At 35.7% G+C, this 22,242-nt stretch carries 27 protein-coding genes and 1 other annotated feature; all 27 genes read left to right on the plus strand.

Annotated elements, in window-relative coordinates; all coding sequences use genetic code 11:
- Window positions 1-75 precede the first annotated feature (75 nt).
- The 27 genes from FYJ79_RS02075 (at window position 76) to FYJ79_RS02205 (ending at window position 22,242) form a co-directional block, all read left to right on the plus strand.
- Complete coding sequence (locus FYJ79_RS02075; protein ID WP_154514313.1) at window positions 76-387, plus strand: PTS sugar transporter subunit IIB; 312 nt, start codon at window positions 76-78, stop codon at window positions 385-387.
- Window positions 388-426: 39 nt separating this feature from the next.
- Window positions 427-629, plus strand: a binding site (T-box leader).
- A gap of 31 nt (window positions 630-660) precedes the next feature.
- On the plus strand, window positions 661-1,314 hold the full coding sequence (locus FYJ79_RS02080; protein WP_195836988.1) for a DMP19 family protein: 654 nt from the start codon (window positions 661-663) through the stop codon (window positions 1,312-1,314).
- Window positions 1,295-3,916: a valine--tRNA ligase gene (locus FYJ79_RS02085; protein WP_154514315.1), complete on the plus strand. Its 2,622-nt coding sequence runs from the start codon at window positions 1,295-1,297 to the stop codon at window positions 3,914-3,916. Before FYJ79_RS02080 ends, FYJ79_RS02085 begins: the two co-directional genes overlap by 20 nt.
- Window positions 3,917-4,050: 134 nt before the next feature.
- Entirely contained in the window at window positions 4,051-5,013 is a 963-nt protein-coding gene (locus FYJ79_RS02090; protein WP_154514316.1) for a hypothetical protein, read from the plus strand.
- A gap of 91 nt (window positions 5,014-5,104) precedes the next feature.
- Window positions 5,105-5,263: a class IIb bacteriocin, lactobin A/cerein 7B family gene (locus FYJ79_RS02095; RefSeq protein WP_154514317.1), complete on the plus strand. Its 159-nt coding sequence runs from the start codon at window positions 5,105-5,107 to the stop codon at window positions 5,261-5,263.
- Window positions 5,264-5,313: 50 nt separating this feature from the next.
- Complete coding sequence (gene radC / locus FYJ79_RS02100; RefSeq protein ID WP_154514318.1) at window positions 5,314-5,997, plus strand: RadC family protein; 684 nt, start codon at window positions 5,314-5,316, stop codon at window positions 5,995-5,997.
- 65 nt (window positions 5,998-6,062) lie between these two features.
- Window positions 6,063-6,908 carry a rod shape-determining protein MreC gene (gene mreC, locus FYJ79_RS02105; RefSeq protein ID WP_154514319.1) on the plus strand — a complete coding sequence of 282 codons (846 nt, stop codon included), beginning with the start codon at window positions 6,063-6,065 and terminating at the stop codon, window positions 6,906-6,908.
- Window positions 6,905-7,450, plus strand: a complete 546-nt coding sequence (locus FYJ79_RS02110) for a hypothetical protein (RefSeq protein WP_154514320.1) — start codon at window positions 6,905-6,907, stop codon at window positions 7,448-7,450. Before mreC ends, FYJ79_RS02110 begins: the two co-directional genes overlap by 4 nt.
- Before the next feature lie 211 nt (window positions 7,451-7,661).
- The gene (rpsB, locus tag FYJ79_RS02115; protein ID WP_154514321.1) at window positions 7,662-8,513 is read left to right on the plus strand and encodes a 30S ribosomal protein S2; all 852 of its coding nucleotides are present in this window, start codon (window positions 7,662-7,664) and stop codon (window positions 8,511-8,513) included.
- Between the two features lie 57 nt (window positions 8,514-8,570).
- Entirely contained in the window at window positions 8,571-9,458 is an 888-nt protein-coding gene (tsf, locus tag FYJ79_RS02120; RefSeq protein ID WP_154514322.1) for a translation elongation factor Ts, read from the plus strand.
- 46 nt (window positions 9,459-9,504) lie between these two features.
- Window positions 9,505-10,038 (plus strand): ECF transporter S component, encoded by a 534-nt coding sequence (locus tag FYJ79_RS02125; RefSeq protein ID WP_229771287.1) that lies wholly within the window; start codon window positions 9,505-9,507, stop codon window positions 10,036-10,038.
- A gap of 62 nt (window positions 10,039-10,100) precedes the next feature.
- Complete coding sequence (locus tag FYJ79_RS02130; protein ID WP_154514323.1) at window positions 10,101-10,685, plus strand: hypothetical protein; 585 nt, start codon at window positions 10,101-10,103, stop codon at window positions 10,683-10,685.
- A gap of 117 nt (window positions 10,686-10,802) precedes the next feature.
- Entirely contained in the window at window positions 10,803-12,707 is a 1,905-nt protein-coding gene (htpG, locus tag FYJ79_RS02135; RefSeq protein ID WP_154514324.1) for a molecular chaperone HtpG, read from the plus strand.
- Window positions 12,708-12,800: 93 nt separating this feature from the next.
- Window positions 12,801-13,205, plus strand: coding sequence for a hypothetical protein (locus FYJ79_RS02140; RefSeq protein ID WP_154514325.1), 405 nt, complete (start codon window positions 12,801-12,803; stop codon window positions 13,203-13,205).
- Window positions 13,206-13,257: 52 nt separating this feature from the next.
- Window positions 13,258-13,791, plus strand: a complete 534-nt coding sequence (locus FYJ79_RS02145; RefSeq protein WP_154514326.1) for a nitroreductase family protein — start codon at window positions 13,258-13,260, stop codon at window positions 13,789-13,791.
- A gap of 15 nt (window positions 13,792-13,806) precedes the next feature.
- Entirely contained in the window at window positions 13,807-14,211 is a 405-nt protein-coding gene (locus tag FYJ79_RS02150; RefSeq protein ID WP_033161843.1) for a hypothetical protein, read from the plus strand.
- A gap of 94 nt (window positions 14,212-14,305) precedes the next feature.
- Window positions 14,306-15,016: a UMP kinase gene (pyrH, locus tag FYJ79_RS02155; RefSeq protein ID WP_033161842.1), complete on the plus strand. Its 711-nt coding sequence runs from the start codon at window positions 14,306-14,308 to the stop codon at window positions 15,014-15,016.
- 11 nt (window positions 15,017-15,027) lie between these two features.
- Entirely contained in the window at window positions 15,028-15,573 is a 546-nt protein-coding gene (gene frr, locus FYJ79_RS02160) for a ribosome recycling factor (RefSeq protein WP_074781486.1), read from the plus strand.
- Between the two features lie 138 nt (window positions 15,574-15,711).
- Window positions 15,712-16,029: a hypothetical protein gene (locus tag FYJ79_RS02165; RefSeq protein WP_033161840.1), complete on the plus strand. Its 318-nt coding sequence runs from the start codon at window positions 15,712-15,714 to the stop codon at window positions 16,027-16,029.
- Window positions 16,030-16,893: 864 nt separating this feature from the next.
- Entirely contained in the window at window positions 16,894-17,064 is a 171-nt protein-coding gene (locus FYJ79_RS02170; RefSeq protein ID WP_154514327.1) for a hypothetical protein, read from the plus strand.
- A 605-nt stretch (window positions 17,065-17,669) separates the two neighbouring features.
- Entirely contained in the window at window positions 17,670-18,086 is a 417-nt protein-coding gene (locus FYJ79_RS02175; RefSeq protein WP_154514328.1) for a hypothetical protein, read from the plus strand.
- Between the two features lie 70 nt (window positions 18,087-18,156).
- Window positions 18,157-19,023, plus strand: coding sequence for a hypothetical protein (locus FYJ79_RS02180; RefSeq protein ID WP_033161837.1), 867 nt, complete (start codon window positions 18,157-18,159; stop codon window positions 19,021-19,023).
- Window positions 19,007-19,507: a hypothetical protein gene (locus FYJ79_RS02185; RefSeq protein WP_154514329.1), complete on the plus strand. Its 501-nt coding sequence runs from the start codon at window positions 19,007-19,009 to the stop codon at window positions 19,505-19,507. The genes FYJ79_RS02180 and FYJ79_RS02185 overlap by 17 nt, the downstream gene beginning before the upstream one ends.
- A 12-nt stretch (window positions 19,508-19,519) precedes the next feature.
- Window positions 19,520-20,125, plus strand: coding sequence for an ATP-binding cassette domain-containing protein (locus FYJ79_RS02190; RefSeq protein WP_033161835.1), 606 nt, complete (start codon window positions 19,520-19,522; stop codon window positions 20,123-20,125).
- A complete protein-coding gene (locus FYJ79_RS02195) occupies window positions 20,122-20,613 on the plus strand; it encodes a hypothetical protein (RefSeq protein ID WP_154514330.1) in 492 nt (163 codons plus the stop codon). Before FYJ79_RS02190 ends, FYJ79_RS02195 begins: the two co-directional genes overlap by 4 nt.
- A 100-nt stretch (window positions 20,614-20,713) precedes the next feature.
- Entirely contained in the window at window positions 20,714-21,451 is a 738-nt protein-coding gene (locus FYJ79_RS02200) for an isoprenyl transferase (protein WP_154514331.1), read from the plus strand.
- Window positions 21,451-22,242, plus strand: coding sequence for a phosphatidate cytidylyltransferase (locus FYJ79_RS02205; RefSeq protein ID WP_154514332.1), 792 nt, complete (start codon window positions 21,451-21,453; stop codon window positions 22,240-22,242). The genes FYJ79_RS02200 and FYJ79_RS02205 overlap by 1 nt, the downstream gene beginning before the upstream one ends.

The raw sequence follows: 22,242 nt of genomic DNA on the forward strand, positions 1-22,242 counted from the left end.
TGGGAAAACTTTGACAATAACTTTTCTCAGGAATTCTCATGGCTTATAATAGAGCTAAGAAAAGAGGAATGTTTTATGGTTAATATTTTATTACTTTGTGCTTCAGGGATGTCCACTAGTCTGCTTGTAGAAAAGATGAAAGAAGTAGCTGATGATCGTCATCTTGAAGCGCATATCTGGGCTGCACCGGCTAAGGATATTGCAGTTGAAGCGAAGAAGGCAGATATAGTGCTGCTTGGTCCACAAGTGCTGTATATGCGCAATAAGATTGTTTTAGAAATTGGGCGTGATATTCCTGTCGTGATGGTGCCAATGAGAGAATATGGCATGATGGATGGAGCAGCGGTACTTGATTTGGCTTTTGAAAATTTAGAAAAGAAACAATAACGGGTCAAATTGACATTTGTGGATGCTTTTGGTATCATTATGCTATCGTTGATGGGGAGGAGTAAATAGGCTCGAGCTTTAAAGAGAATCCCGTATGCTGGAAAGGGAGAAGCAGAACTATTGAAGGTAGCCTCGGAGAAGATTTCATGAAATGAAGTAGTGAAGTCCGTATGACTGCGTTAAAGTCTTAAGGCATAGCAATATGTGAATTAAGGTGGTACCACGAGACATTCGTCCTTAGCGAATGTCTCTTTTTTTATGGAGGAGGATATTTTGAGTCAAAATACATTAGTGAATGTCATTGTATGGGGGGCATTTATTGCTATTATGCTGATCTTAGTGCCTTTTACTTTGAAACGTGTGCGTGAAAATCGTAAAAGCAAGGCGAAGCAAGAAGCACAATATCAAAGTGATCGTTTAGAGTATGCCCATCTAGATGAAAAGAAATTGAATGCACTTGAAGGGGAAAAGCTTGTTGAAGCTGTCATTTATCAATGTTTGCGTAAAGAAGATGAAGATGATCAGTATTTCGAACATTTAAGTGAGGCTGAAAAGACAATTTATGCCATCTATCAAGTCAATCAGACAGTCAGTGCAAATGCTGGATTAAGATCATTCTTTATTTCACCAGCAAGTGAACCGTTTTTAAAAGATCTTGTGTCTTATTATAAGAACATCGGGGCCTATGATGTTGCTGAAGTTGTGAGAAATGCTGAAATCTTAAATAAGATTATGGAAACGGATGATGATTCTTTGGAGAAAGAAATGTCACCGGAATATGTAACTTATAATTTTTCGGATCTAACACATGAATATATAACATTGGTTGTGGGGACAAACTTCACTACAAAGATGGCACAGTATGTTGAGGAACATAAAGAAGAATTTATTGAAAAAGGAGCAGAAGATGAAACAGTTAGCAGATAAGTATGACCATCATATGGTTGAAAAAGACAAATATAAACATTGGGTAGAAAAAGGTTATTTTGAAGCTGGAGATTTAAGCAAGAAACCTTACAGCATTGTTATTCCACCACCAAATGTAACAGGTAAGTTACATTTAGGACATGCCTGGGATACAACATTACAGGATATTATTATTCGTTATAAAAGAATGCAGGGCTTTGATGCTTTATGGCTTCCTGGTATGGACCATGCTGGTATTGCCACACAGGCAAAAGTTGAAGCAAGAATGCGTGAAGAAGGCATCAGCCGTTATGATATTGGTCGTGAAAAGTTCTTAGAAAAAGCCTGGAGTTGGAAGGAAGAATATGCTTCCATCATTCGTTCGCAATGGGCTAAGTTAGGTCTTGCTTTGGACTATTCAAAAGAAAGATTTACTTTGGATGAAGGCTTAAGTGATGCTGTAAAGACTGTCTTTGTGACATTGTACAATAAAGGTCTTATTTATCAGGGAGAAAGAATTATTAACTGGGATCCTGTACAGCGTACAGCTTTAAGTGATATTGAAGTTTATCATGAAGATATTAAAGGCTATATGTATTATTTCAAATATAAGATTGTTGGTAGTGATGATGAATTAGTTGTCGCTACAACTCGTCCAGAAACAATGTTTGGTGATACGGCTATCTTTGTGCATCCTGATGATGAAAGATATCAGAAATATGTTGGTATGAAAGCTATTAATCCAGCTAATGGGGATGCATTACCAATCATGGCTGATGACTATATTGAACTTGGTAAGGGTACTTCGGTCATGAAATGTACACCTGCTCATGATCCTAATGACTTTGCACTAGGAAAGAAATATGGTTTAGCTATGCCAATCTGTATGAATGATGATGGCACTATGAATGAGCTTTGTGGTAAGTATAATGGAATGGATCGTTTTGCCTGTCGTGATGCCTTGGTAAAAGACTTTGAAGCAGCTGGTGTTGTTGATCATATCGAAGAAATTGTGCATCCAGTAGGACATTCAGAAAGATCACATGCAATTGTTGAACCAAGACTTTCAAAGCAGTGGTTTGTTAAGATGAAGCCATTAGCACAGGCAGCGCTAGAAAATCAGAAGAATGAAGATAATCGTGTTAACTTTGTGCCTGAACGCTTTGAAAAAATCTTTACACAATGGATGGATAATATCGAAGACTGGTGTATTTCAAGACAGCTTTGGTGGGGCCATCAGATTCCTGCCTGGTACAATAAAACAACTGGTGAAGTCTATGTTGGTAAAGAAGCACCTGAAGATCTAGAAAACTGGAAGCAGGATGAAGATGTTCTCGATACATGGTTCTCTTCAGCACTTTGGCCATTTTCAACAATGGGCTGGCCTGATACTGATAACCCACTCTTTAAACGTTATTTCCCAACAGATACATTAGTAACAGGATATGATATCATCTTCTTCTGGGTAAGCAGAATGATCTTCCAGTCATTGGAATTCACTGGCAAAAGACCATTCAACCATGTTTTGATTCATGGCTTAATTCGTGATGAACAGGGTCGAAAAATGTCAAAGTCATTAGGCAATGGCGTTGATCCAATGGATGTCATTGATCAATATGGGGCTGATACATTACGTTTCTTCCTGACAAACAATACAGCACCTGGACAGGATATGCGTTATGTTCCATCTAAGCTAGAAGCCATCTCCCACTTTATTAATAAAATCTGGAATTCTGCACGTTTCGTAAAGATGAATATCGATGAAGATATGGAATGGGCTGATATTAAGCTAGAAAATCTTAATTTACCAGATCTCTGGATTTTAAATCGTTTAAATGAAGTTATTCGTGATGTCAATACGAATATGGATAAGTTTGAATTTGGTAACGTGGGTAGTGCATTATATGACTTTATCTGGAATGAATTCTGTAGCTGGTATATTGAATTGGCGAAGGAAACACTGAATGGTGATGATGCTCTCGCAAAGAAGGCAACACAGGATACTCTTGTTTATGTGCTCAATGCGATTGTACGCTTGCTGCATCCATTTATGCCATTTGTGACTGAAGAAATTTATCAGTCCATCCCACATGCAAGTGAATCCATTGTTATTGCAAGCTGGCCTGAAGTGAATGCTGACTTTGATAATGATAAGATTGATGATCAGTTTGCTTATTTGATGGATATTGTCAAAGGTATTCGTGAAATCAGACATCAGTATGTCATTAAGAATAATGTTGAAGTCGAATATACAATCACGACAAAAGTAGAAGGATTAGAAGAACTCTTAGCTGATATGGCACCATTTATTTCTAAGCTCGTTAATGCGAAAGTAGCTGGATATAATCTTGAAGTCGGCAAGAATGCAGCGAATATCATTATTAAGGGTGGTAATACTCTTTCTGTTGACCTTGGGCAGTATGTTGATATGGAAGCTGAAAAAGCAAAGGCTCAGAAAGAATTAGAAAAACTGGAAAAGGAATTGGAAAGAAGCAAGAAGATGCTTTCAAACCCTAACTTTGTTCAGAAAGCTCCAGCAAGCAAGGTGGAAGAAGAAAAGAAGAAACAAGCTGATTACCAGGCAAAATATGCCGCACTTAAAGAAAAGCTTGCTCATATGTAGTCAATAAGTCACTCCATTTGGGAGTGGCTTTTTTGATGGAGAAACTTTTAGGACATTATCTACAAAGCGTGAAAAGGCTTACATGAAAGACTATAATAGAATTGAAAAGAAAAGTTGAAAGGCAGGAAGTATTTATGATCATTTTAGAAAAACTCTCTTTGTTTGAAATGCTGGATCAGATTTATTCTTTGGAAGGTATTCAGAAATTAGCTAAAGTACGTGAGATACCTTATGAAGAAGGGGATACTAAGAAGAAAATCATGAAAGATATTGTTGATTGTTTGCTGGAAGAAGATTATTTTCGTCAGCATCTCTATGTCATCAGTGATCAACATATGAAATTGCTGAGAAAACTTTTGAAACAGCAAGAGCGTTTTATCCTTTCTAATCGCAATAAGGAAATTGAGGCTTTTGATGAATTAGATACGCTTGATTATGTTGATATAGATGAAGAAAGAGAAGATGTCTTTATACCGATGGATGTCAGAAATCTTATTGTGAAAATAGATGGTCCTGAATTTGAACAAATGCGTAAGAAAGTCTTCTGGCTTCATGCTATCTTGTATCATGCTTTCTTTCTCTATGGCGTTGTAAAAATGGATGAAGTACTGACAATGTATAATGCCCGTAAGGGATTTCAGGCAAGCAGCGAAGAGCTTGAACAGTATTTCTCATACATTCCTCTTGATTTTCAAAAGTTTGTTTATTTAGATGGACGCTTTATAGCATTTGATTTGATTGGTAAAGATTCTTTGGAATCAACAATCGATTTGCAGCAATACTATGAAATACAATATCCTCGTACCGATGAAATACTTGATCATTATAATGAAGGATATCCTATCTCATCCATTAACTACAACAAGATTGATCAATTCCTTCATACAAAATCAATGAGTGAACGTCAAGAAAAAAACTTTATGAAAAAGTTCTATGAGAGTGTTATTCAAGGTGAACAGTTAGCGGGCCTTTTAAATCAATTCGAAGGTTATCTGAGAGATGAGGATGAAGTGCTATTTGTGACAAGAACATTAAAGGAAATTATCAAGGAAACACCACAATATAAATATCATGGTAGAAATGCGTATGAGATATGATATTTTCAAATTATGAAAATAATAGTTTTAAGTGAGAAATCTCTCCTTTTATAGCAAATACATATATAGAGGGGCAGGAAGGAGAATATCTATGTATGAATTAACAGAAATGGAAATGCAAAGTATTAATGGAGGTTCGGCACTTATTTATTTAATCTATGTTATTCTTGGCGTAGGCGCTTATAAGCTTCTTAGATCTAAACGTGGACGTATGAGTCTTCCTAGATTAATACAAATTGAATGGGGCTAGAATGCATGAAGAGAGGCTTTAGGCCTCTCTTTTTTAAAAGGGGGTAAATCATGATTAAGAATCTACCAATAGAAGAGAATCCACGGGAGAAGGCACTGATTAATGGGATTGGTTCTTTAAGCAATATCGAACTACTAGCGTTACTTTTAAGAACGGGCAATAAGCAGCAGTCTGTTTTAGATCTATCTCGGGAGGTGATCAACAAAGCAGGTGGTATGCATCAAATGCGCTATTTGAATTATCAACAACTTACGGCCATCCGGGGAATCAAAAAGGCAAAAGCTATTGAATTGCTTGCTGCAATAGAACTTGGGAAACGTGCCATGAGTGAGGCGAAGCTTACTTTTACTGTGGAACATCCTGGTGATGTTTATCATTTTGTAAAAAGTGAATTAATGTTTGAAGAACAAGAGCATTTCATGATTTTAATACTGAATAGTCGTCATGAATTAATTAAGAAGCAGACATTATTTATTGGTACTGCAGATACTTCGCTTGTTTCATCTAGAGATATTTATAAGGCGACACTGAGTGTGAATGGTGTGGCTATTATTTGTGTTCATAATCACCCAAGTGGGAATGCCTCACCAAGTGAGCAGGATTATCGGATTACGAAAAATCTTGAAGAATCAAGTGCAATAATGCATATTGAATTTGTTGATCATATTATTGTGGGAATGCATGAGTATTTTAGTTTTAAGGCAAAGAAGGTGTATGTTGAGCAAGAAGGATAACCTTCGATAAATGTCAATTGCTTTTTGGCTAGCGTTTTATTATAATGCTTCTTGAGGTGGTACCTTTGTACAACAATGATAAGAAAAAACGAAGCAGAAAGATGATTGCTGTAACAATTATATTGGTTGTTGTTTCAGTCTTTTCACTCTTAGCCAATGCCGATATCCCAGGGGCATATATTGTCAAGGATAGTATGGCCAATATTGAATATTATATTATTAAGGCACCAATAAGTTATGTGCGTTCAGTGTTTCAGGAATATGTTGATTTAAAGGTCGTTTATCGTGAAAATAAGCGATTAAAGAAGTCACTGGATGGCTATGCAGGTGAGCTGGCTATGAATAATGTGCTTACGAACGAGCTTGAAGAAATGAAGAAACTCACAGGCATTAAGAATCTTTCAACGGATTATGAATTAAAATATACAAATATCATTGAACGTGATGCGAATAATTGGAGTAATGAAGTGACAATAAACATTGGAAGTAATTCTGATGTTACGAATGGGATGGCCGTTATTACAAGTAAAGGTATGATTGGCACAGTGACAAAAGTTACACCTGTTTCTTCGACCGTTACTTTATTAACGGATGAAAATGCGAAAAGTCAGCTACCGGTAATGATTACTGATGGATCAGCAACGTATTATGGGCTACTTAATAGCTATAATATTAAAAGTAAGACATTTAACGTCTCTATTCTTTCAACAGTCGATAAGATTGCTAAAGGTGCAAGTGTTACAACAAGTGGACTGGGTGGTAAGGGCAAAAGTCCTAAAGGACTGCTCGTCGGTACGGTGACATCATTCTCTAGTGGCGATAATGCGACAGGGAAAACAGTGACTGTTAAGCCGGCTGCTAATTTTGATGATTTGAATTATGTGGCTGTTGTCAAGAGGACGGATTCATGAGTAGTCAGAATAAACCATTGGTAAGAAATTTCTTGATTATGCTTGTATGTTTTATTATTGATAGCACAATTGCCTACTTCTTACCGCTTAATCTTGATAAATCTTCCATAACTATTGTACCTAGTATTGCTTTGATGATGTTTGTGCCTTTATCGATGACATTAGCGGATGTTCCAAGTCGTTTTTTCTTTGCGACGGTCTCAGGCGTTTTCTACACTTTGGTTTATGGTCGAGAATTGTCTATTTATGTCTTGATTTTCTTAGGGATTACATTTATCCGTAGTTACATTTATCATAGTGATAATTTATCTCTTGGTGAATTTATCTTTCTTTGTTTGCTGGCAATTGCGGCAAAAGAAACTATTGTTTATGTGATGATGCTTTCGGCTAACATTACGCATATGGCTATTTTCACGTTTGCCCTTAAGAGATTATTACCGACTATAGGTTTTAATATATTGTTATCACCAATAGTTTATATCGTCTTTAAATCTTTTCATATCAAAGTGGATATTAATCCTTATGATGATATTGAAAGCTAATCAGATCGGAAGATCTGATTTTTTTATTAACTTCATTCCTATGCAATATTATTGATTTAATCGATGCTTTTGTATTGTCAAAATAAATTTGATATGCTAATATACATGAGGTGTTTTAAATACACACACCATGGATTCAGCATTCTCGTGCCAAAATTTGGTGGATGTTGTTAGAAGTGGTGGAGGAAAAAACGAAAAGGAGGAAATTACAATGGCTGTAATTTCAATGAAGAAGTTATTGGAAGTTGGTGTTCATTTCGGACATCAGACAAAGAGATGGAACCCAAAGATGGCTCCATACATCTTTACATCAAGAAATGGTATCTACATTATTGATTTAAAGAAATCATCAGATAAGATTGATGAAGCTTATAAGGCAATGATGGATATCACTGCTAAGGGTGGTAAAGTATTATTCGTAGGTACTAAGAAACAGGCTACTGAAGCTGTTGCTGAAGAAGCTACACGTTCTGGTTCTTACTATGTTAATTCTCGTTGGTTAGGTGGTACATTAACAAACTTCAGAACAATCCAGAAGAGAATCAAGAGATTAATCGAATTAGAAAAGATGGAAGAAGATGGCTCTTTAGAAAACTACACTAAAAAAGAAGCTATCATCATGATGAAAGAAAAGGCTAAGTTAGAAAGAAACTTAGGCGGTATCAAGGAAATGAAGAAGCTTCCTGATGCAATCTTTGTTGTAGACCCTAAGGTTGAACACAATGCTGTTGCTGAAGCACATATCTTAAACATCCCAGTATTCGGTATCGTTGATACTAACTGTGATCCTGATGAAGTAGACTATGTTATCCCTGCAAATGATGATGCAATTCGTGCTGTTAAGTTAATCACTGCAGCTATGGCTGATGCAATCTGTGAAGCAAAGGGTGAACCTACTACAGTTGCTTATGCTAAAGATGAAGATGGTGACAAAGAAGTTACTATGAATGATGCAGTTGCTTCTGTAGAAGAATCTCGTAATAGAGGTCCTCGTTATAAGAATAATTATAGAAATAGAAATAACGGCAAGAACTTCAAAAACAACAACAATAAGAATGCTTAATAGAATAGGGAAGTCGTTACTTCCCTTTTCTTAAATAAAATAATGGAGGAAGAAAAAATGGCAATTAGTGCTAAGTTAGTCAAAGAACTACGTGAAAAGACAGGCGCAGGCATGATGGACTGCAAAAAAGCTTTAGATGCTACTAATGGTGATCTCGAAGCAGCATTTGACTGGTTAAGAGAAAAGGGTATCGCTAAGGCAGCTAAGAAAGCTGACAGAATCGCTGCAGAAGGTTTAGCAGCATTCGCTATTGAAGGCGATAAAGCTGCTTTAGTAGAAGTTAACTCTGAAACTGATTTCGTTGCTAAGAATGAAGAATTCAAAGAATTAGTTAACATGATTGCTAAGGCTGTAGCTGAAGCTCAGGTTAATACTGTTGAAGAAACATTAAAATTAGTTGTAGATGGTCAGGATTTAGATACAATTATCAAAGAAAAGACTGGTAAGATTGGTGAAAAGCTTTCTTTAAGAAGAGTTGTTGCCATGAGCAAGTCTGAAGGCGAAACATTCGGTGCTTATTCACATATGGGTGGTACAGTAGCTGCTTTAGTTAAGGTTGCTAATGCTGATGATGAAAAGGCAAGAGATGTTGCTATGCATGTTGCTGCATCTGCACCACAGTATATTTCAGAAGATGAAATTCCTGAAGATGTAATAGAAAGAGAATTAACAGTTTTAAAGACTCAGGCTTTAGAAGAAAATGCTAAGGCTGCTAAGCCAAAGCCAGAAAATATCTTACATAAGATTGTTGAAGGTCGTTTAAAGAAGAACTTCAAAGAAGTATGTTTAAACGATCAGGCATTTATCAAGAATCCAGATCAGACAGTTGCTCAGTACTTAGGTAATGGTAAAGTTGAAATGATGGCTCGTTTCAAAGTTGGCGAAGGTATCGAAAAGAAAGAAGAAAACTTTGCTGCTGAAGTAGCTGCACAGATGAATGCTTAATTGACACAAAAGCGATGGAAACATCGCTTTTTATCTTGGTAAAGCAATGATGACGAAAACAAAAAGGCTCGTTACAGGGGCATTCATGCTTGCTTTAGGGATGGTGCTGCCTTTCGTGACAATGCAAATTCCTCTTCTAGGCGTTATGCTTTCGCCTATGCATATTCCAGCCTTACTCACGGGATTCTTGTGTGGTCCAGTTTTAGGATTGTTGATAGGTTTTCTTATGCCTTTACTTCGCTCTGTTCTTTTTGGTATGCCTGTATTCTATCCTAATGCTGTCAGTATGGCTTTCGAGCTCGCTACTTACGGCTTTGTTTCAGGATTTATTTATCATCGTTATAAAAGCCAAAATATCAAAAAAGTTTATATTACACTTCTTCTAAGTATGTTACTGGGGCGAATTGTCTGGGGAGTAACAAGAGTTATCATGCTTAATGTCGCTCATACACCTTTCTCCTGGCAGATCTTCATTACTGATGGGTTTATCAGAGCTGTTCCAGCAATTCTTCTTCAGCTTATTCTTATTCCTCTTATTCTTGATCGTCTTGACCAGGCCCATATTCTTCCTTATAGGTAAGGCTATTTTCAGTGTTGTTTATTCTACAAAGTGCCTTTATAATGAAGAGGTGAGGTCGGATTATGAAATATCATGTTTCAACAAAGAGAAGATTAAAATATATGCGTCATATGAATAAACTACGTTATCTTGAAAATGGATATTTCCATTTTATCCATATGCTTCAGTTTTTTATTCCTATTGTCGTAGCTATTATGTTTGCCGTATATGATATACGCTTCTATATTCGTAATCAGGTGACATTTTTGTTGGTTGGTGGGGAATTGCTAATTGTTGCTGCTTTATGGGCTTTGATGCGTTATCTATCCATTGTATCTACTGGGGAAAGTTATAATATGAAGGAAGAGGCACTGGAGTTTTATAAGGGTGGTTTTATTTATAGCTATCTTGATCATAATGATAAGAAGGAACGAAATATTGTTTCTTTAAGTGTTCGCTATAAAGATATAAAGTATTTTGCGTATGATGATTATACGGGTTTTATAAGAATTGTGGGTATTTTTTCTTACACATATTATGTGAATGGTCATATAAGTGAAAAGAGTGTAAAGAATGAAATTCATATGATTAATGATTTTGAAAAGGACTTTGTGAAAGTGTGTTCAAAGAATGGTGTGAATATACACTATAGTACACATGAGGACTAGTCCTTTTTTTGTAGAAAATTCGTAATATTTAGCACTCATGTATTGACTGTGCCAGTAAGTTCGCTATAATAGTCATTAGCAGTTAACTAAGAAGATTGCTAAAAGGAGAGTGTAAACATGAGTGATAAAAAACAGTTTAAAACAGAATCAAAAAGATTGCTTGATTTAATGATCAATAGCATCTATTCTCATAAAGAAATTTTCTTGCGTGAACTTATTTCTAATGCTTCTGATGCTTCTGATAAGCTTTATTATAAAGCTTTACAAGAGAATATTCAGGGTATCAGTCGTGAAGATATGGCTATTTATTTAAAGGCTGATAAAGAAAAGAGAACATTGACGATTGAAGATTATGGTATTGGTATGAGCAAGGATGAATTGGATTCTTTGCTTGGTACAATTGCGCATAGTGGTTCGGATGAATTCAAGAAGGCTTTGGAAAAAGGCGTTGATAATGTTGATATTATTGGACAGTTTGGTGTTGGCTTTTATTCAGCCTTCATGGTAGCTGATAAGGTTGAAGTCTTCTCTAAGAAATATGGTGAGGATCAGGCCTATGTCTGGGTCAGTGATACAAGTGATGGTTATGAAATAAATGAAGCAAGCTTAGATCATCATGGTACAATGATTGTTCTTCATATGAAACCTAATACAGAAGATGAAGATTATGACCAGTATCTTGAACAGTATCGTATTGAAGCTTTAGTCAAGAAATATTCTGATTATATTAGATATCCTATTAAGATGGATGTAACGGTTTCTAAGAAAAAGGAAGGCACTGAGGATGAATATGAAGATGTGACTGAAACACGTGTTCTTAACTCAATGGTTCCGTTATGGAAGAGAAACAAGAAGGACATTACAAAAGAAGAATATGATAATTTCTATAAAGCAAAATTCAATGACTTTGAAGATCCACAGCGTGTTATGCATAACCGTGTTGAAGGGAATGTCACATATGATTCATTGCTTTTCATTCCAAGTCATACACCACAGAATTATTATTCTACAGACTATGAGAAAGGCTTGCAGCTTTATAGCAGAGGCGTCTTCATTATGGATAAATGCAAGGACCTTGTTCCAGAACATTTCCGTTTTGTCCGTGGCTTAGTTGATTCAGAAGACTTAAATCTTAATATTTCAAGAGAAATGCTTCAACATGACCGTTCATTAAAAGTGATTGCTGATCGTATTGAAAAACGTATTTCTTCTGAACTTGAAAAGATGCTGAAGAATGAACGTGAAGAATATGTGAAATTCTTTAATAACTTTGGTATGCAGCTTAAGTTTGGTATCTATAATTCATATGGCATGCTGAAGGATAAATTACAGGATTTATTGATGTTCTATTCTGCTAATAAGAAAGAATTGATTACTTTAAGAGAATATGTAGATCACATGGCTGATGGACAGACTGAAATCTATTTTGCGAGTGGTGAAACAACAAACAAGATTGATTTATTGCCACAGGTAGAAGCTGTTAAAGATAAAGGCTATGATATTCTTTATCTGACTGACAATGTTGATGAATTCTGCTTACAGATGATGCATGATTATGATTCAAAGACATTCAAGAATGTGACTCAGGGTGATTTAAATATTGAAACGGAAGAAGAAAAGAAGAACCTTGAAGAACAGACAAATGACAATAAAGAAATGATTGATGCTATCAAGGAAGCACTTGGTGATAAAGTACAGGATGTTAAACTGACAGCACGTTTAAAGAATCATCCAGTCTGCCTAACTAGTGGGGAAGGCTTATCATTTGAGATGGAAAAAGTACTGAAAGCTATGCCAGATGCACAGGCTCAGGAACTCAAGGCTGGTCGTATTCTTGAAATCAATCCTAATCATGAACTCTTTAGCTCATTAAAGAAAGTGTATGAAAAGAATCATGATGCTTTGAAAGATTATGCTTCTATTCTGTTTGATCAGGCATTGTTGATTGAAGGCTTTACGATTGAAGATCCTGTTGATTTCTCTAATAAGATTACAAAACTTATGATTGAAGCAAGTAAATAATAGAAGTCCTAGCATCGTCTAGGACTTTTTGTATACCATCTTGTCTTTTCGCTCTAATAATGGTAGTATAGCGTGCAATGGAGGGCTCTATGTATGAATGATTTCATTAATGCCATAATCAATGTTTATAATGCTATTACTGGTTTTATACAAAGCATTTCAGAAACCATTTCCAGCCTACAATTACAATTTTCACACTTTAAATATATCTCTTTATTAAGACTAAAGAATTTCTTGATCCTTGTGGTATTGCTTTCGATACTTATACTTGTTGTCTTTGTTGTGAGAAAGATTCTTTTTATGCTTGTTGATGAGCATTATGGTGATCAAGAAAAACCAAGGAAACGTAGAATGAAAAGAAAACAGGCAACTCCTTCTCAAGATATGAAGGAAGATGATGATGTCTATCAGGATGAGGATTTCTTCCAACAATTTGATGATAGTGATGACGATTTATGGTATGTGAATTCTAAATATCGTAAAAGAAGTGGTCGCTAAGAGATAGAAACTTTCAAAGAGATGTTGTAAAATGGATGTGGAGGAAATCAACATGGAATTAAAAGACGCATTAGAAAAGAGAAGAAGTATCCGTTTTTATAAAAACCAGCCAGTTGATAAGCAGACAGTTCTTGAAATCATTGCCACAAGTCAGCAGGCACCAAGCTGGAAGAATTCACAAACGGCACGTTATTATATTGCTTATAGCGACGAAGCTAAGAAGAAAGTGATGGAAAGCTTACCTGAAGGCAATCAGAAGAAGGTGGAAAATGCTCCTGTTCTTATTGTTGCTTCATTTAAAAAAGACCGTTCTGGTTTCACTAAAGAGGGTGTTGCGGAGAATGATGCAGGCAATGGCTGGGGTTATTATGATAACGGACTTGCCCATATGTGCTTGATGCTTGCAGCCGTTGAGAAAGGTCTCAATACACTTGTGATGGGTATTCGTGATGCTGATATCTTGCGTGAAAACTTCAACATCCCAGAAGATGAACTGATTACTTCTGTGATTGCTTTAGGCTATCAGGATATTGAACCAACAATGCCTAAACGTAAGGATGTGGAAGATATTGTAAAGATTCTATAATAAGTAGGTGGGGAAATGGCTATAAGGAAACTTAAACTTTATTCCAATATTGAAAAAACAAATGAAGATTTAGATGCTAATATGGAGATTGAACAAAGACTGACAATCAGTAATAATGGCAAAGTTGTCTTTTCTAGTTCACTCTATGGTGATGGCTATGGTCATTATCATAAAGGACGTAAGGAAGAAGTGACAATTTCACAGGAAGCAGTTGAACAGATTTTTCATACGGTAGAAGAATTCTTTGCTTCACAGCCAAAATATAATATGCTTGCCGGATTTGGTATGTTTGATTTATCCATTCTTGGTGAAAAGAACCAGAATCATGAGTATTTTGCCTCAACTTCAGGCATTCATCATGAACTTACTCAATATGTTCAAAGACGCATACCTATTGATCATTTGATTCTCTTTGGCTAGGCCACTTTTGTGGCTTTTTTTGTGAAACATGTTTTCGTTGACGATATTTTCGTTTCATTATAAAATTAAAGTAAATGTAAAGGAGCAATAAAAAATGAGCTATAAAAGAGTTTTACTTAAAATAAGTGGGGAAGCCCTTGCTGGTGACCAGGGATTTGGTATCAATCCTGATGTTGCATTACAAATTGCGAAACAGATTAAAGAAGCACATGATGCTGGAACACAGATTGCAGTTGTATGTGGTGGTGGTAACATCTTTAGAGGTTTAGGCAATAACTTAAAGATGGAAAGAGCTCAAGGTGATTATATGGGCATGCTTGCAACAGTCATGAATGGTCTTGCTTTACAGGGTACACTTGAATCAATTGGTGTTGATACACGAGTAATGACTGCGATTGCCATGAATGAAGTGGCTGAGCCTTATATTAGAAGAAGAGCCATTCGTCATTTAGAAAAAGGGCGTATTGTGATCTTCTCAGCCGGTACTGGTAATCCATATTTCACAACAGATACAACAGCTGCTCTTCGTGCTGCTGAAATTGGTGCTGATGTCATCTTGATGGCTAAAAATGGTGTTGATGGTGTCTATAGTGCCGATCCAAAACTTGATAAGAATGCGAAAAAATATGATCATCTTACATATTTAGACGTTCTCAATAAAGACTTGAAGGTTATGGATCAGACAGCAATTACTTTATGTAAGGATAATAATATTGATCTCTGTGTCTTCAATATGCAGGAAGAAAATAATATTGTGAAGGCATGTGCTGGCCAGGTTAATGGTACAGTGATTTCAAAAGCGTAGGAGGGGAAATGATGGATAATGAATTAATTCTTTTAGAATGCGAAGAAAAAATGGAAAAAACAATTGAAGCATTCACACGTAATCTCGCAAATATCAGAACAGGTAGAGCAACACCTGCAATGCTGGACAAGGTTATGGTGGAATATTATGGATCACCAACACCACTTAATCAGGTTGCTGGTGTCTCTGTACAGGAAGGTCGTCAGCTTGTCATCAAGGCTTATGATAAGAGTGCGATGAAAGAGATCGAAAGAGGTATCTATGAAGCAGACTTAGGCTTAACACCTCAGAATGATGGTACAGTCATTCGTATTAACGTACCACCACTTACTGAAGATCGTCGTCGTGAACTTGTAAAACAGGTTAAGAAGGCTGCCGAAGATGCCAAAGTTGCCTTACGTAATGAAAGACGTAGAGCCATCGATCAGATTTCTAAGGATAGCGATGAAGATGCAGTAAAAGACGGCAAAAATGATGTCCAGAAACTCATCGACAAATATACAAAGAAAATCGAAGAAGTTGCTAAAGCAAAAGAAGACGATTTAATGACAGTTTAGTCATGATCACACTGAAGGTAGAAGATACTTTCAGTGTTTTTCTTTGCTTTAAAAGATTTTTCAAAAATGTGATATATATATTATGTGATTAACTAAAAGAGGGAGATGATTATTTATTGTGTAGAAAGTGAGAGAGATATGTTTTATTTGAAACAGTTTTGCTGCTTATTAAAAGCAAAGCGAAAGCTATTGATCTTGTTCTTGTATTATGCACTCATTGTGGCATGCATATTCTTCTATTATCATAAAGAATATGGAGCTATTGATGTGAAGGAATTAGAGGTAATAAAGACTGATCCAGTTCTTGGCCTGAACTTCTTCTATACGTTGCAACAACCAGGCATGACACTCATCAAATTCCTGCTAACCTGTCTCCTGGTTCCCAATATCATCAGTGCCGATTTCTTGGTTCTTAAACATAATCAATTTGTAAATGTCAATAAAGTTAATGCATGATAAGCTAGACAATTCTCTTAGTAAATTGTAGTTTTCTGTTTTTTGTTGAAGTAGCTCATATTTGAAACCATTTATCACGATGTTAATAAACATATATATAAGATATATATAATGTGTTTAAAATATCAAATAACCACAATATAAATCACTTTATTTAAGATAGATATTGAAAAAATGTATAAAATATGTTTTATTATTTATGAGAACAAAACATAATTTGATAAGGAAAAATTACCATTAATATTGAAAATCCCGTCTTTCTATACAATAAAGGCATAATTTCTTAGGAGAATTATACTATCATAAGCATACTGAAATCTAATAGGGAACAACTCTCAGTAAGTAATTTTTAAAGTTTCGAAATATAATCCTGTATATGGGATTTAAACGATTCTTCTGGGTGACCTCTTTCTTGAATCAAGGCTACAATAATCTCATATAACGAAGGAAGGACGCTACAATGAAGAAAAGATTCCACCAGTACGCAAAAACCAAGCCTGGTAAGGACTCACTAGTTGACTTCACCAGAAGATTTTTTTGATGAAAATAAGAAGGTGGATTTCTTCATGTCAGTAAAGTTACCTGAATGATTCGTATATAACAAATGTGAATGCCAAGTGCATCATCTCATCAATAGAAGTGACATCAAGAATAGTTACATCCTTCAGTGCAAGAAAGTTGGGAAGCAGCAGACTTGCTTCGTTGACACTATCCTTGATAATTCAAATCAAACACTTGTCCAGATCATTCCTCAGCTTTATCTCTTCTTCACTAGTAACAGAGTCCCTAGAACGGCTGATTCTGCCAATAACATCGATGTCTTAGTAAAGACAAGGAGGATGCCTTAGAAAATTAAGGAGTCTAATGGCCGAAAGCAATAATGAGAAGAACCTGAAATCAATGTTCCATGAAGCTGATATCATTGAACTTAATGGGAGAGATCAAGGCTATAAGCGAGGAAAAGGCTCAGAGAACAAGCAGCAATTGTTGGTAGTTCTTTCTGCTGGTGAAGACAACAAGTATCCCGGTACATGAAGCTTTATGTCCATCTAGGCGATTAATCTTGCTATATTAGAAACTTCGTGTTTAAGTAGGTCGTCATGGACAATCACTGTAAGGTATCCACTGATAGCGATACATGCTTCATGTGTATGAAGGACTATATAGAACTATTGTAGCAAGTAACTTTGAGAACAATATCTAGAACATCTACAGGGGTATCTGCAAGAGATACCTTCCGCTGCTGCTAGCTGAATAGGAGTCCAGTTTTAACCTTAGATATATGGGAAGACACTTTATGGAGAAGATAAAGAAGTATATCAGGAAGTCCGTGCCTATGACTAATTAGTCCGTTGGCAATGGTGAATTGTAAGATTTAATGTTTTTTCGTTCTTATGTAGAAAAAATTGCGATAAGTCCTTATTAGAAAAAATTGAAAAACTATTTAATGAAATATCTTCAAACTAAAAGAACATAAAATAAAAAAATGTAGCAAGCAAATTACAATCAATAGATTACAAAATTATTTAAGACAGTTAGGAAAGGATGGTGAAAATATATGATGATAATGAATGGCTTTTATGCTATTCAATATCATATTAATAGTCTTATTTATTAATATAAACAGAAAGGAAAAAAGTATGAGAAAAATTTATTTTAGCTTTTTATGTGTGATTGCGATAATAACCATTGCAATGGTATCTGTTAATGCTGATATAAAAAATGGAACTTCATGGCAAATTGCTGAGTATGTCGATGTATCTCCACATGGTGGAACAAAATATAATTTAGCGCAGGGTTCAAAGAAAACAACAACAAGTGATTACGGATCAATGAAAGCATCTTTTGGTGCTATCTTGTCTCCTTATGGTCGTTTTATTACTAAAGGTAAAGCAAATCGCTCAGAAGCAATTTCACTTTCTTCATCAGTCAAACATCCTAAACTTTATAATACAGCTGATAAGGGTGATGTTTTATATACAAAGATATCAACTAATTCATTAGACCCTGGTTATATTGAAGTATCATTGAAATTCTCTTCTGACTATTTAAGTTAGTATTTTAAAGAAAGAATAGTCTATGATTAGACTATTCTTTCCTCCTGTTTTTTATTATTTAGGAGGGTATATGTTCTATAATAAAAATTTTTGCTTCTTAATAAAAACGAAGCGAAAGCTATTGATCTTGTTGTTGTATTATGCACTCATTGTGGCATGCATATTCTTCTATTATCATAAAGAATATGGAGCTATTGATGTGAAAGAATTAGAGGTGATAAAGAATGATCCAGTACTTGGCCTGAACTTCTTCTATACTTTGCAACAGCCAGGCATGACACTTATCAAATTCCTGCTTACATGTCTCCTGATTCCCAATATCATAAGTGCCGATTTTTTAGTTCTTAAACATAATCATTTTACTGATTTCATCAAAACACGTATTTCTACAAAATCCTATTTTCAAGCCGCAAAGTTCATCAATTTTATCAGCACATTCTTGATCACATTATTGATGCATCTTGTAACATTACTTGTCATTCATCTCTTTTTCTTCAAAATCACATTTCATCAAGTGAACATACCAGTAGAAAGCATATTAAATATGTTTTCTTCCAACATCTTGATGAATCTGATGATCTATATACTCTTATCATCTCTTGGTTTTGCGGTTTTTTCGCATTTCGTTTATGCACTCCAGGCATTCATCAAGAATACTTATCTCTATCGAACAATGGGTTTGATGAGTGCCTTAATACTATATACGGGATCATTTTTATTAGTGAAGTTGGCATTTGATCTTCATCTAGGCATTGTTGTTAGGATAATACTCTACATGACTTGTATTCCTAATATTCTTGTTCCAGGTATGGAAGAGAGTGTTTATATTGGCCAGTATCGTCTTGTTCATTATCTAGGTACGCTTGTGCTGTATTTGATTGTTTCAAATATTCTTTTTACACTAAGAGAGCGGTGGGAATATGCGTCTGGTAGGTAAGTTGTTGCGTCTTGTCAGAAAGAGAGAAATAGTTTTACTTATAATATTATTAGCCTTTTTTCCTGTTGTTGTTGGTAAGCGGGATCTCAGGAATTTCATGGCTGTTTCACTCTATTTCAATTATCCAACCTTGATCATCAATAATATCTTTCTCGTAATCTTGTATAAAAAGATGCAAGTGCTCAACCGTATGCAGTATATGCTTATTACACGTGTTGGATTAAAAAGAAGTAAGCTTGCTGTCCATGGCTTCGTGTCATTAGCTACGTTTGTGTTGATGATGGTGCTTTATGGCTTGCTTATGCTGTTGTATGGCACACAGGAAATAACAGCTCATCTCGTTATGTTGTTTTTGATTGAAAGTGTTCTTTATTTCTTAGAAGCAAATATTATAGCCTTGCAGTTTCATCGTCAAAAACAGGTCTTGTTTGTCATTATCGCCATTATTATAAATCTGGGATTTCATTATATCTTTGTGCTTTGAGGAGGGAGAGAAATGTATTTATTGAAGTGTGAAGGGATCTCTAAAAGCTTTAAGTCATTACATGTTCTTGATGATATCAATCTTACAGTAAATCCAGGGGATTGCCTCTATATTCATGGTAAGAATGGCTGTGGGAAATCCACATTGTTTAAGATTATTTGTGATATTCTTCAGGCTGATCAGGGACAGATCGTTAAGTCAGAGGATTTATCGATTGGTGCGCTTATTGAAAATCCTGGTTTTATTGAAGAGGAGAGCCTGCATTATAACTTAGCTTTTCTAGCTGATCTTAAAAACCATTATGATGAACAACGTATAAGGGAGTTGTGTGCGCTATTTCAACTAGATTATGACAATCGTTCACCAATGAAAAGCTATTCAGTAGGGATGAGACAGAAGGCTGGCATTATTCAGGCTGTTATGGAAAATCAGAACTGCATTTTATTTGATGAACCAACAAGAGGGCTGGACAAAGAAGCAATTGAACAATTTGAACATCTTATCAATGATCTTATAGAGAAGGGCTGCTGTGTCATTATTGCCTCCCACGATTATTTGCCCAATGTCCATTATACAAAAACATACTTATTAGAAAGTGGGAAGTTGATGGCAGAATGAAAAGGTTAGGAAAAGATTTCTTGGCAATCTCTTTGCTGCTGATTATTTGTAAGTATGCTTTAAAGATTGATGCTCAGGATTATGCCTTGATTAGATATTTCTTTCCCAAACGTGTCATCCATATAGCTATTGCTATCATTCTCAATTATTTCTATCTCAAGATTGTCTTTGATTGCATGCGGGATGATATTGAGATGGAGACATTCATTAGCATCAGGCTAGGAAGAAAAGAGCTCTTGAAGAGGCTTTTGAAGAGTGTTGGCTTGTATACTGTTAGCTTCCTTGCTGTTTCTCTTGTTCTTGATGGCTTGCTTTATCAAAAAGTATATGTCTCCGGTTTAGTATTTATGCTTATCTTAGAGCTAGCTGCTGGCGCTATGTTAGCTTTAGGCTATCGGAGTCTCAAAAGCTATACTTTTATGAGTGTACTTGTAGTTGTTGTAATCGTAAGATTGGTGATGTCTGCTATTTATCTTTCGTTGAGATGATGAAATATGGAGATAAAGTCTTTGAGTATGGGCTCAAGGGCTTTTTTGTTTTGAAAGAGGGTCTAACTATGGTATACTTGCTTAAGTAGAGGTGAACATTATGGCATTAGAAAATGAAGATTATCAACTCGATATGAATAATATTCCTAAACATATCGCTTTTATCATGGATGGTAATCGTACCTGGGCGAGAGCACATCATAAGCCTAAATATTTTGGCCATCATGAAGGTACAAAAGCTATTCGTAGGGTGGCTTTAGAAGCAAATAAGTTAGGCGTTCAGGCCATGACAGTCTATGCTTTTTCAACGGAGAACTTTAAAAGGGAAGCTAATGAAGTCAACTATATCTTTAAATTGCCTGAAGAATTCTTCAGCAAGTATATCAAGGAGCTCATTGATAATAATGTGCAAATATTGACAATTGGACATCTTGAGATGGCTCCTGAAAGCACTCAAAAAATTATTCAAAGAGCAATTGATGATACGAAAAATAATACTGGCTTAAAGCTTGTCTTTGCCTTTATTTATGGTGGACGTGATGAGATTGTCTATGCGACAAAGCAAATTGCTCAGGAAGTCAAAGAAGGTAAGCTCGCTATTGATGATATCAATGAAGATGTCTTTGAAAGTCATCTTATGACAGCCAATCTTCCTCCTGTTGATCTTATGATCAGAAGCTCAGGAGAAGTGCGCTTGTCCAACTTCCTCTTATGGCAGCTGAGTTATGCGGAATTTATCTTTGATGATACGTTGTGGCCTGATTTTGATGAAAATGTCTTACATCGTGATATTTATCTTTATCAACAGCGCAGTCGTCGCTTTGGAGGAGGCAAATAATGAAACAACGAATTATTACTGCCATCGTTTTGTTGGCAATTTTTGTACCATGTGTTGTCATAGGTGGTTATCTATGGCAGGCCATCATGGTCTTTGTTGGGGCTATGGCTGGATTTGAACTGCTTTCCATCTGTGATGGACCTAAGGCAAAGATATATCTCTATCCATTACTGATTTTCTATATTCTCTATTCTATCTTCATGCCTCATGAATTATTAATTCCGGTACGTTATATTACATTGTTCTTGATGGCATTACTTGTTGCGGGCATCTTTGATTATGGCATGCCTTTGTTGCGTTTATCTTATTATTTCATGTCAGCGACACTTGTTGCCTTAGGTTTGCATATGATTTATTTCATGCGTGCAGAACTAGGCTTGAACTATATTCTTTTCCTCGCCTTTGCGACACTTGGGGCAGATACAGGAGCTTATTTTGTTGGGCGTAAATTTGGCAAGCATAAGCTCAATCCACGTTTATCACCCAAGAAGACGATTGAAGGCTCCATTGGTGGAACTGTTGTTGGCACTATTCTTGCCTGCCTATTTGCTTATCTTTCAAAGATGAATCTACCTCTTGCTGCTACTATTATTATGGCCTTAGTATTATCGACAACAGGACAAATTGGGGATTTATCATTTTCATCTATTAAACGTACTTTTGAAGTCAAGGACTATTCACAGATCTTCCCAGGTCATGGTGGGGTATTGGATCGTTTTGATTCGATTATCTTTAATGCCATGGTTCTTGGCTTATTAATGCAGTATCTTACAATGTTCCATATCTTATAG

The organism is Sharpea porci (assembly GCF_009695655.1).
GTDB lineage: Bacteria > Bacillota_I > Bacilli_A > Erysipelotrichales > Coprobacillaceae > Sharpea > Sharpea porci.